Origin of the sequence: Treponema vincentii (assembly GCF_018336815.1) — a bacterium.
Lineage (GTDB): Bacteria > Spirochaetota > Spirochaetia > Treponematales > Treponemataceae > Treponema.
Genome location: NZ_CP050497.1, coordinates 976871 through 989740, shown reverse-complemented (window position 1 = coordinate 989740; position 12870 = coordinate 976871). Strand labels below are relative to the sequence as shown.

Here is a 12870-nt window from a genome sequence, read left to right as displayed (position 1 = left end):
CCATAATAAAGTATATGAAAAAACACAAAATATACCATATTTCACATTGATGAGACGAGGGGGTAGCGGAATAACACACGGAAATCAATTTTTGAAAAATGATAGTGCAATGTAACCGTTTCTATGATGTTTTTAGAAAGAATGATGCGCTTTTTTAATGGGTTTCCGGTGGTTTCGGCTCCAAAATCTATGAAAGAGGTGAAAATTGATTTCCGTGGGAATAACAAGACTGCTGCGCGGATACCGCAGGAACAAGATTTGAGGGTACCGAAAATCCTTGTTACAAAACAACAGAAGCAGCGGCCTTTTATGGAGCGGTGCCCATCATTTTACGTCCGTGTAAAATGATGGGCACGAGTTTTTGTTGCACAAAAACATCGCGCATAATCTCTTTTGTGCCGTCCATGGCATAAGCTTTTATTCGGGGAGACTTTCCCCTCCTTATCCATCTATAAAAAATACGCTACAATCGAAGAAGCTGTAAAGGGCTCCTCTAAAAACTCGGTTGGCTTTTAGAGGTTTCCATAATGAAGAGAACACTATGAGAACAATAGAAGATTATTGGAAGGATTGGGAGCGGCTGGGGTTTGAAAAGAAAGTGGAAGTGGGGTGTATTCGGTACACGGCGTCGCCTGAGCTGGGGACGAGAGGTTTTACTATTATGGGGAATACGCGAACTGCAATGGGGATTGTGTCCGACTGCACGCTGGAGCGGCCGTGTATCATAGAGGAGTCGGTTGACGAGCGGGGAATTGAGATCGGACGGTATTACGAGGGTTCGGTGGAAGTGTATGATGCATGCCGAAAGCCTTTGCCGGATGCGGTGGACTACGGATTAAATGTCTATGTGAACGAACCGATTTTTCATGGGTTTAAACGGATTAACCCGCACGTACGGATTGTCAATGCAGGGTTTTCGTATCGTCCTCAGTTTTTTGAAACGCTGCCTATCGCACTGCCTGATGATTTTTGGGAACGTGCGGCGGCGGTTCTTAATCCTGCTCCGCTGCATATTCCGCAGATATCCGCGATCTGTGAGCAGCTGAAAAACTGTACGCTGACGGGTGATGTGCTCGTGCTGTATATACAGGCGAAGGCGTTGGAAGCGTTTGTGTATCTTTTTGACTATATCTATTCGCATACGGAAAAACGGACGGTGCATTTATCAGCGGATGATAAAGCGCGTTTGCATGCATTGCGTGTGTATCTTGAAAAGCACGCGGTGAATCCGCCGACGATTCAGGCGTTGTCGAAACAATTTGCGTTAAATAGAGAAAAACTGGTAACGGGATTTAAAGAAACCAACCATACTACGGTTAATGGGTATGTGCAAAATGTGCGGATGCATAAAGCGGTTGAGCTTTTGAAGAACAGCGATGTGTCGATTACACAGATTGCCCGTGAGGTTGGCTATTACGGCGACGGGTATTTTCAAACTGCGTTTAAAAAATATTACGGAGTTAGTCCCGGCGAATTACGAAGAGAGATGAGGGGGAAGAAGTGCGGGGAATGACAGTTGACGAGCATTTTTTAGAAGATGTCCTATAGTACAACTTGCCATCATTTCGCTCTTAGCCAAAATATATCGCCATCAGACAAACTTTTACCGGTATTACGGACAGCTCATTCAAAAAGACGTATAAACAAACCATGCGATTTAAGGATTTTGTAAAAGAACATATTCCGATTTATGGCGTTTCCGTGGCGTTGGCAATCGGGTCGGTTTTTTTCGGCCTTGCACCGTATTATCTGGTGTACCGGCTGCTGCTTGATATTGTGCAAGGCTGCAGTGAGCGGACAGTGCTGCAATATGCGCTGCTGATTTTTCTTGCGCTCTCGCTTCAAATTCTGATGCACTGTCTTTCGACTGCGATCTCGCATAAGACGGCGTTTTCCATTTTGAAAAAAATACGGCTTGCCGTCACGGAAAAGATGATGCGTATGCCGCTCGGCTACACGCAGACAAAGGGGAGCGGCTACTTTCACAGTTTGCTGATCGACAGCATCGAGCGGCTTGAATATCCGCTTGCACATGCAATCCCCGAAACGACTTCAAACGTGCTGCTACCGGTCAGTATTATTGCGCTGCTTTTCAGCTTTGATTGGCGGATGGGACTTTCACTATTGGTACCTGCGGGATTGACCTTGCTTTTCTATCTTCCGATGTATATCGGCATTATGAACGAGTTTGCCGCAACCTATTATACAATGCTTGAAACGATGAACGGGCGCGTTATCGAATATATTCGTGGGAATAAAGAAATAAAAATTTTCGGACGGGAAGATGCGGCGCTTTCAAAATATGACACCTCCATCGACGAGTATAAAACCGCAACGCTGCATCTTTATAACAGAATGTATATTGCCGCCTCCCCTTCAATCATTATGCTCTCCTCGCTTTTAGCGAGCGTGCTGAGCGTCGGCGGCTTTTTATACTGCGCCGGAAGTTTGAGCGCGCACTTATATTTATTTTCCGTGTTGGTGTCCGTCGGAATCGGTACATCTCTTTTAAAGTTCACGGAATTTATGGATAACTTTTATTACATTAAAAACGGCGAACGCCTCATCAACGAAGTTCTCTCTGCTCCTGAATTACAAGAACCCGATACAGCCGTCGGTGAAATACCGAATAACGAAATTGCACTGCATCATGTTTCTTTTGCGTATGAAGATGTGCAGGTGCTGCATGATATTTCACTTGTGTTCCCTGAAAAAACAAAGACTGCGATTGTCGGGCATTCAGGTTCCGGTAAAACGACCGTCGCTAATCTTATTGCACGCTTTTGGGATGTACAGGAAGGAAGTATAACAATAGGCGGTGTTGCGTATCGAGATTTATTTTTGGATCAGCTGATGCAGCGGGTCAACTATGTAACGCAGGACACCTTTTTATTCAACATGACAATTATGGAAAACATACGGCTTGGGAAGCCCGATGCATCCAATGAGGAAGTGATTGAAGCGGCAAAAAATGCATATTGTCACGAGTTTATCATTGCGTTTGAAAATGGCTACAACACGAGTGCAGGAGATGATGGTGCAAAATTGTCGGGAGGTCAACGGCAGCGGATTATTATTGCACGTGCTCTATTGCGAAACGCACCGGTGTTAATTCTTGACGAAGCGACCGCCTATGCGGATATGGAAAATCAGCAAAAGATACAAAAGTCGCTTGAACAATTGTGTAAAGATAAGACACTTATTTTAATTGCTCACCGGCTGTCGACGGTTACCGGCTGTGATCAAATTATCTTGATGAATAACGGAACGGTCGCGGCAACGGGAACACACAGCGAACTTTTGAAAACCTCGCCGCTGTATGCAAAGCTGTGGGACACACACGAGCAAAGCCGGAACTGGAAGCTGGAAAGGGTAATAGGGGAATCGGTATGTTAAAAACGGTGAGACTGTGAAGTCCTTTCTGTAAATTCAGTGGCTATGGTAAAAAGTTTGAATGCGGGTATATCCCTCAAGTAGCTGACAGATACTGTTGATTTTTTATCAAGCGTTAAATACTAAAGACAGCTTCCTTGACGGCGAGTTTTCGGCTTTGCCTCAAACATCGATTCCGCATCAACGATTGCCATCCTTGGCGAATAGATCTTCCAACTGAATAGAAAAATATAAATCGTTATCGATGGCGACAGTCAAAACATCGAACAAAGTACGGACACAAAAGGCAATTTCTATACGGTGTATTACGATGAAAAGAAATAGAAATTACTCCTACATACATATTGCTGAAGCGGTATCAAAACAAGAAATATTTGAGGTCGTCAAAATCCGTAGCAAATCTATATTACTTTAAAGTAATAATCACAAATTCTCTCGGCATATCAAACTTGGTCATAACGCTTGCAATACGAGTCATACATGTTGCTGCGGATATATTGGTATGAATAAACAGCATATCGCCTTTAATATTTGAGATTTTATCCGGGAATAGCCCATCAAATGATTTATATCGGGTGGTCAGATCTATATTCTTGTCTATAATCGTTTTTAATAAACCCCAGTGTAGAATTACACCTTCGCGATTGAATAAGTCAGTTTGATTATCAAGGATAAATTGGAAATCATATCTGCTATCTTCTTTCATAAATGTGATAAACTTTATAAATACATCTTGCCAAGTCGAGACATTAAAAACGCTCTCGTTGATTATCATTTTTGCCGGTTTATTCCCCTCTGCCCAATCACCGGCATCGTCGTCTATAGGGGAAAAGGTTGTGACATCAGGTTTTTTTCTATCATAGTTAGAAGCTGCTTGATATTGTTGAGGTAATGGGAATGTCTCCAAGAACCAATTAATCATATTTGACTGGTGTTGTTTTATACTATCCTCATTCCAAACATCATTGTTAAGTATTTCCAGTCTATAATATAAAGAAGAGGTGTGCAGTTTGGTTTTCTTATCTTTGAAGGGGTTGTTCCCTATTTCACTATTAAACTCTGTTAGAATGAGATTTCCAATATTATGCAAATATTTTTTATATATTTCTTCATAATTATTTCCAAGCATTGTTTTCCACTCATCATTGAGTGTCTGCGGCATAATGTGTTCTATCGTGATTTTAGCATTTCTAAAATCAACCGGGACTTTTGCATTGTGTTCTTCTATTTTTCCCAGAATAAATTTTCCATACGTTTTAAAATCTTCATAAAATTTTGAAATCATCAAGACTTGCCGCATTTCATCATCATTCGGAAGTCTCATTTTATAAAACATACTTGATAATAAATCGATCATTTCAATTTTCTTTTGCACGAGATCATGTATGCGATTGCAGAGAAGTACGATATTTTTATTTTCTCCTTGCGTTAGCCGTGCTATTCGTCTCCGTATTAGATACGTTCTAATGATTTGCAATATCGCTATAAAATTATCATCACTAAATATGATAGTGCTTGTTTGATTTTGATGATAATAAAGCAGTCCAAGGATAAACGGTTTAAATGCTTCGGTTTTTATATCATGAAAAATATTCCTCAACAGTTCCTTTATTTGACTGTCTTTTATTTTATCTGGTGAAATAGTATCAGTGATTTCTGCTTGTATAATCCAAGTATAAAGTTTTACATACTTTACGATGTCGTCAATAAAAGCTTTATGATTAGCATACGATTCTTCGACAAAGTTTTTGAAGTTTGCATAAATTTCTTTTGTGTTATTATCACTTACCACTTTTATAGAAGTAGATTTTTTATACTGTAAAAAATCTCGAAAAAAGTCCGACGTACTACCGGCTAATTGTAGTTCAATTTTTGGGTACCAAATTGTTTCATACATGATCGCTTGATGCGTACAGTCCATATTGAGCAAGACATAATTTCTGATTAAATCGGATAGAGTGAGCGGTTTTCCTAAAGAATTGAGCGTTTCAAAAATAATTTGCGGGTCTTCACCTTTAAATGGTCTTTCATCTAAGAAAATAACGGCAACATTAAGCCGTTGGATGGCTACAATATATTTTTCCAATGTAATTTCAGGACGTGATATTTTTATATTTGCTATTAGTTTAGTGAATATATCATACGCATTTTTTATTATACCGGGTTTTGCACTTGTTCCATTTATCAATGCACGATAGGCATCCCAATCTTTTGAAACTTGCTTTAATTTTATTTTATCTTGAAAAGATGATGCGTTATTAGTTAAATAAGTATCAGTAATAAAGCCTCTATTTTCTTTGTTGGGTTCATTATCTCGTAAAGCAATCAAAAAGAGCAGTGTCGTGGTTAATCGTTGCTGCCCATCAACAACAATGGACTTATTCACAAATCCTGCTTTTTCTTCCTTTATAACGAGTGTTCCAAAAAAGTGTTCAAGTTTATCGGATTGTGCCGTATCAAGTTCGGAATTAATAATCCTGATAATATCGCTAAAATACCTTTCTATTTCTGTTTTGCCCCATGCATAAGCTCTTTGAAATGGAGGAATAAAAAATGAGGTTGCATTTTTCGCTAAAATATCATGAATGGAATGTGTCTCTGTTTGCATAATTGTTTTTCCTTGCGTTTGCGGGTTAGCAAACGCGACGTTTATAAAGTAACATAGCTGTACGATTATCAAATAAGTCCAGACAACTACTAACCTTATATCACAAATGAGCATATCTTACTACTACCCTGAGTTGCTTGCCCTCGCTTATGTCGTCAGCCAAAATATATTGCAGGAAGACAATGTTGTGTTGATTGTACAGATGCCGGGCGGGAAAATGATTAAAATCAGAGGAATCTGTTGGAGGCGCCATGTTAAAAACGGTAAGGGATTTTATTAAATTGATGGGCGGGCAAAAAAAGCAATTGTATGCATCGCTCGTGTTAAGTTTTTTTGACGGCTGGCTGATTGTAGTTCCGTTGATGACCGCCTTTCATATTACTGCGCGGATGCCGGAATTTAATCCTGACGTTACGGAGACGTTAACGGCACAGGAAATGATTCGCTATTCGCTCGTTATGTCGGCAAGCATTCTTATACGCATTGTGCTGCGCTATCTTGTTTCGTATTTCCGTTCGGGTGCAGGGTATAAGTGCATGGCCGAAGAACGCAAACTTTTGGGTAAGGAATTACGAAAAGTTTCGCTCGGCTTTTTTAACGAAAAGAATGTAGGCGATTTAGTTTCGACGATTACCTCCGATGCGGCATTTTTGGAAATAGAAGGCATCGGCGTTATTGAAAAAGTTGCGGTCGGCATTCCAACCTTTGTTATCGCACTGATTATCTGCCTTTCATTTGACTACCGCATTTTCTTGTTGGTGCTTGCGCTGCTCATTCCGACGTGGTTTGCCTACCGCTATCTTGCCACACGGCAGGATGCGCTCAATCTAAACCGGCAAAAATTAATCGGAACGGTAACTGAAGACACGATTGAATTTATCAAAGGACTACATGTACTGAAAGCCTACAATATGGCGGAAAAACAATTTTCCAAAACGCAAGAATCATACGAAAAACTCCGCGTCTTTTCCGTACGAGGAGAGTTTGTGCATATCCCACCGATGGGCATCTATCAATTATGCTTCCGCTTGATTACCACAGGAATCGTATTTCTTTCGGGGCTTTTTCTGGTGTATAAGGACTTTACATTCCCGCAAACATTTTTGTTGATGCTTGCTTCGTTCAGCCTTTTTACCGGTGCGGAAGCGATGGGCATATTCAGTATCTTTTCCAAGATGACGCAGCAGTCCATCGACCGAATGAATCAAATTAAGAACATTCCTAAAATGCACGATTTGATGTGTGCGTCTAACAAAGCGCCGGAAGAATTGAAGCAATTCGATATTTGTTTTGACCATGTGAGTTTTGCATACAGTCAAACGCCGGTATTACGGGATGTGAGTTTTTGCGTACCGGAGGGAACAACGACGGCGCTCGTCGGACTTTCGGGGAGCGGCAAGACAACGGTTACGAATCTGGTTGCCCGCTTTTGGGATATTATGCAGGGACACGGGACGATCAGCATCGGCGTCAAGGAGATAAAAACGCTGTCGTATGAAAACCTGTTGAAGAATATCAGCTTTGTATTTCAAGATGTATTTTTGTTTAACGATACCGTGCTGAACAATATCCGAATAGGACGGCCTGATGCGACGGTTGAGGACGTGCAAGAAGCGGCTCGGCGTGCAGGTTGTGCGGATTTTATTGAAGCGATGGAAAGCGGCTATGACACCGTTATCGGAGAAGCAGGCTCACGGCTTTCCGGCGGAGAAAAGCAGCGCATATCCATTGCACGGGCGATTATCAAGGATGCGCCGATTGTTCTTTTGGATGAAGTGACGGCAAACGTCGATGTGGAAAACGAGCGGATGATCCAAACAGCGTTGCAAGAACTGTTGAAAAATAAAACGGTGATTATGATTGCTCATAAACTTTCTACCATACGGAACGCCGATCAGATTCTCGTGCTGGAAAACGGAACAATCATCGAGCGAGGTACACATGATGAACTGATTGCACACAACGGACTGTACCGCAGGCTGTGGAATATTCAATATGAAGCGGAACGGTGGAGGATGTAAGGAGGCTGGCGCGACGGGTAATTTTATGATAATGGTTCATTACGTATACCGTAGATTGCCCTCTATACACAACTGTTCTGAAATATCCACTAAAGCATCTCAAAAGACTCGAGTGATATTTCTGCAGAACCGACTATTATCTTATAATGCCGCAAGCTCTGTTTAAACGATAATTCGACGGCAGCACACCTGTATAGTTTTTGAATTGAACGGAAAAACTTCCTGCATTTTTATAGCCGAGCCGATAGGCGATTTCCGCTACATAGAGATTACTCTGTACCAACAGTTCGCATGCCAATTCCATTCTTTTTTGCGTGATGTAATCGGAAAAACTTTGCCCCGTAATTGCTTTAAATACATATTTGAATTTTGAAACACTCATATACGCTTCGGATGCCAGTTCCGACAATAAAAAGTTCTTCGACAAATGAGCGTTCACATATTCCATAATCCTTGCAACAGCGTATCTATCGGAAACGGCAATCTTTCTGTCATCCGCATGGCGGAGCTCTTCCGCTTTTTGAATAATGATTGCAGTCAGTTCATCTATCTTACTTTTGAAAAATAATCGAGTAGAGATTTTACTGCCTTTGAAAATGCAGATACGGTTAAATATCGACGCAATTTCGGGAATAAAAATGCCATGCGGAAACACCTGCAATTCCTTTTTCAAATCGATACCTTTTACGCCGAACTCTTTTTTCAGATACGTTTCATAATAATCCGGCAGCAGCTGAACACTGATCACTTTTGCAGGAACATCTTTTTTGATCACATACCGGTACCTGCGATTGTCCGGCGCATAGTCGATATACTGCATCCCCGCCGAAACATTTCCCTGCGGATAGCGTCGATCCGAATCGATGGAATCGTACTGCTGTATGGTGATGGAATCTTCCGTCGAAACGGAGTACTCAAAATCGCTGGTATATGAATGCTTAGCAATACAGATATTCGCATAAGAATCAAGCTCGTATACGGCGGTGAATCCCTTACCGTATTCGGAAGAGAATTGATACGTTTTAAAATACTCGTTCGGCAACGCACTCTTTTTTGTGAGCATACTACCGGTATATTCTATAAAACTTTGATAGCTGTTGGTCAATTTTGAAGGTATCTCCATTTTACAAGAAAATTCATCTGTCAATAATTGTATGTATTATACCGAAACTTTCAAGCTTATAAAATTCTTCATAAGGGAATCTCAAACGTAAAAAATCAACATACCCCGACGCGAGCATCGGGGTACAGTGCTCAACGTTTCGCACTGTATGTTCTCATAAGGTGGTTGCAGTCGGCTTTAATACCCTTCGTTACGACGCAAGCGTCGGGGTATTAAACCCTCCGCACGAATCAATCTCTGCTAAAAGATATGATTATCGCTGCCTTGAGTTCTGTCAATTTGAAAGAAATAACGGCAGACTCCGACGGTTTTATCCGGTTATCGTATTTCGGAAGGTATGCGACTCTTGCGAGAGCCTTATTAAAGGATGCATCGGTACTGCTGCCGGATGAGGCGTCCTCCGCTTTGGATGTAGGCAGCGAAAGCACCGTGCTGGAAAGCGGTGCAATAGCGGAAACCGCCCCCCCCTACGCCAAGCTCAAACACGCAGGCAGACTATCCCAAAAGCTGCTTTCCGTTAAGACGTCTCTAAAAACCTTATCGGATTTATTTTAAAACCGAATAGTTCATTTATTTCCATATAGAACAGGCCGATATATAATTTGTACGCACAATGGCCGATATATCAACCGTTATTTTATCATATTTGGAAACACTTCCTCACGAAGAACTTATCGGATTGATACGTTCTTTTGCAATGGCGCATGAAGATGTCCTGCTGCACCTTGAAGAAAAAAAGCACCGCGGTAATCGCAAAAGGGGAAGTTTCGACAGCAGCGGATACATTCACGCCGTCACATCCGCTTGTTAATCGGAGCAGTGCAGCGCAGGAAAAAATCAATTTATATACATCGTTGTTTATCGGCCGACAGGATGTCTTTGCGCTGCGCTGGTATAATGCAAAATCAAATAAAAGCGGCTATTCACCGGTTTGCCAGAACAAGTGGCAACGCGGGAAATGCGATATGAAAAACTATTCGTGCGCTGCCTGTCCGTTTAAACTTCCCGTTCCACTCTCCGGCCGGTATATTTTTAATCATTTGGCAGGAAAAGATGCAGCCTGCCGCGATGTTATCGGGGTATATCCGCTCATTGAAGGGGATGTATGCCGGTTTCTGGCCTTCCTATAAATTCGACAGTTGAGAGAATATCAATTCTCGAAAACTGCCGAATTCGTGCGCGATAGCGCACACGTCAATAAGCAAGTTTCCGATAAGGAAACTTGACGGTTAACGAGGCAACCTTATTTGGTTGCCGAAGTTATACCTTCGATTTCGATTCGCATACGGGGAGTTCCGATTCGTGGAAAAAGGATGTGGCGGCTGTCCGTAAAACCTGTGCGGTATTTTCTATTCCCGTTTCGGTTGAAATATCGCGTTCAGGAAAAGGAGCTCACCTTTGGATATTTTTTAGTGAAAATATAGCCGCAAAACGTGCGCGCAATTTCGGCGCATTGATTTTACAGGCGGCGATGAATGAGCGGCATTCGTTACCGTTTGAATCTTTCGACCGTATGTTTCCTAATCAGGATGCAATACCGAAAGGAGGCTACGGTAATTTAATTGCTTTGCCGCTACAGGGACAAGCGGTAAAAAATCAGTGTTCGGTTTTTGTAGACGAAGATTTTATTCCATTCGATGACCAGTGGGCGTATTTAAACTCCATTAAAAAATTATCTGAAAAAGCCATGCGAGTATGCTGCGATGAAATTGCAAAAACCATACCGGACTTTTTGCCGAGCGATGTTGATGACGGTGAAATCAATACAATCGGTGATAGTGTGAAACCCAACGCGGCATACAAAGTTCTTAAAACATCGCAGGGGAATCGGTTCAACAAGGAATTGCCGCAAAGCGTACTACTGACGGAAAAAGATTTTTCTTCGATAGTACACATTACAGTTTCCAATCAAATCGAAATTGCAAAGAACGGAATCTCGGAGCGGGCGCTGGGAATATTCCGGCGGACAGCTGTTTTCTTAAATCCGGAGTATTTCAAAAATCTTCAGATGCGTCTCCCGCTGTATAACACTCCGCGTTATATCGATTGTTCTGCAGGAACTGAAAACGCCTTGTTGCTGCCGCGCGGTAATCTCAGTCAGATCGAAAAATTATTAAACGATTGCGATACGCCTTATGAAATTAAAGATGAGCGATATGCAGGTACACACATCGAAGTTAATTTTACTGCGGAATTATATGCAGAGCAAAATGCAGCTTTACACGCAATGCTTAAATCGGATATCGGAATTCTATCTGCCGGAACAGGTTTCGGAAAAACTGTAACTGCTGCTGCACTAATTGCGGAACGGAAAGTCAATACAATAATTCTCGTGCAAACGCACACGCTTTTAGAGCAGTGGAGAAAGGCAATCAAGCGATTTTTAAATTATGAAGCCGGAACAATCGCTGCAGGAAAAGATATGTCGACCGGAATTATCGACATTGCAATTATTAAATCGCTTACAGAGAAAAATTCGGATGCGGTAAAACCACGGCGACATATTTATGGTATGCTTATCGTGGATGAATGTCATCACGTTTCAGCTTTTGGAACGGAAAATCTCGTAAAGAGCTTCCGCGCAAAGTACGTATACGGGCTGACTGCAACGCCTATACGCCGTGACGGTCGGCAAAAAATCATCTTTATGCAATGTGGGCACATTCTTTATTCGACAACAGCAAAGCAGATGAGTAAAACACAAAACTTTGAGCATTATTTTATTCCCCGTTTTACGAACTTTCATATCGTTGCGGATAATACGGAAAGTTCAAAACATTCAATACAAAATTATTATTCCGAAATGATAAAAGCGGAGGCGCGGAATGCATTAATCGTTTCAGATGTGCAAACCGCTGTCAAAAATGGACGAACGCCGCTTATCCTGTCCGATAGAATCGAACATTTAAACTTGTTAAAAGAATATCTCAAAGATGCTGCGCTCCATGTTATCGTGATTACCGGTAAAGGGACGCAAAAACAAAAGAAAGAACAGCTTGAAACACTCAGACAAGTCCCTGCATCCGAATCGCTTGTCGTACTTGCAACAGGAAAATATGCCGGAGAAGGTTTTGACCATCCGCGGCTTGATACGCTTATGCTTGCAATGCCGTTCAGTTGGAAAGGTACGCTCGCACAATACTGCGGACGTCTGCATAGAAATTTTGTAGGCAAAGACGAAGTGCAGATTTTCGACTATGTTGATTTTCGTATTCCGGTTTTCGATCGTATGTATCAAAAACGGCTTAAAGGCTATAAGCAGCTCGGCTATGCGATAAAGCTCACTTCCGATTTAGAGCTATCACAGAGTGAAACGTCAAAATTGTATTCCGCCGATGATTACAAAACCGATTTTATTCACGACTGCATGAACGCAAAAAACTCCGCCGTCATCTGTTCGCCGTATCTTTCAAGAACGGAAATACAAAAATTTCTACCGCTCGTACCGAAAATACTTTCAAGCGGATGCAAAATTTTCATAATAACAAGGCTGCATAAAGATGAAGAACGGCAAAAAAAGCAGCAGCCGTATATCGATATGCTTGCAGCGGCAGGGGCTTCCGTTTTTAAAAGAGAAAACGTTTCTCAACGGCTTGCCGTATTCGATGAAAAAATTTTATGGTACGGTAGTATCGATTTTCTCGGATATTCGGAAGCGGAAGACTGCAGCATCCGTATTTGCAATCCTGAGATCGCATCGGCCATTGAAGTCGAAATTATTAAAT

6 protein-coding genes and 1 pseudogene are annotated in these 12870 nt (G+C 41.7%); 5 read left to right on the top strand and 2 right to left on the bottom strand.

Annotated elements, in window-relative coordinates; translation table 11 throughout:
* Positions 1–541 precede the first annotated feature (541 nt).
* Both GWP40_RS04475 and GWP40_RS04470 read left to right on the top strand, forming a co-directional pair.
* On the top strand, positions 542–1513 hold the full coding sequence (locus GWP40_RS04475; protein ID WP_212566225.1) for a helix-turn-helix transcriptional regulator: 972 nt from the start codon (positions 542–544) through the stop codon (positions 1511–1513).
* A 137-nt stretch (positions 1514–1650) separates the two neighbouring features.
* Positions 1651–3396, top strand: a complete 1746-nt coding sequence (locus GWP40_RS04470) for an ABC transporter ATP-binding protein (RefSeq protein WP_212566224.1) — start codon at positions 1651–1653, stop codon at positions 3394–3396.
* A 403-nt stretch (positions 3397–3799) separates the two neighbouring features.
* Here GWP40_RS04470 and GWP40_RS04465 read toward each other — a convergent pair whose 3' ends face one another.
* Entirely contained in the window at positions 3800–6001 is a 2202-nt protein-coding gene (locus GWP40_RS04465) for a DUF262 domain-containing protein (protein ID WP_212566223.1), read from the bottom strand.
* Between the two features lie 251 nt (positions 6002–6252).
* Between GWP40_RS04465 and GWP40_RS04460 the strand changes: the two genes are divergently transcribed.
* A complete protein-coding gene (locus GWP40_RS04460) occupies positions 6253–8022 on the top strand; it encodes an ABC transporter ATP-binding protein (RefSeq protein ID WP_212566222.1) in 1770 nt (589 codons plus the stop codon).
* Between the two features lie 136 nt (positions 8023–8158).
* Here GWP40_RS04460 and GWP40_RS04455 read toward each other — a convergent pair whose 3' ends face one another.
* The gene (locus GWP40_RS04455) at positions 8159–9085 is read right to left on the bottom strand and encodes a helix-turn-helix domain-containing protein (protein ID WP_230974601.1); all 927 of its coding nucleotides are present in this window, start codon (positions 9083–9085) and stop codon (positions 8159–8161) included.
* Between the two features lie 309 nt (positions 9086–9394).
* Here GWP40_RS04455 and GWP40_RS04450 point away from each other — a divergent pair, with 309 nt between their 5' ends.
* Both GWP40_RS04450 and GWP40_RS04440 read left to right on the top strand, forming a co-directional pair.
* Positions 9395–9700, top strand: a complete 306-nt coding sequence (locus tag GWP40_RS04450) for a hypothetical protein (RefSeq protein ID WP_212566220.1) — start codon at positions 9395–9397, stop codon at positions 9698–9700.
* Between the two features lie 58 nt (positions 9701–9758).
* Positions 9759–12869: pseudogene (locus GWP40_RS04440) on the top strand (TOTE conflict system archaeo-eukaryotic primase domain-containing protein); the annotation flags it as partial.
* Position 12870 lies beyond the last annotated feature (1 nt).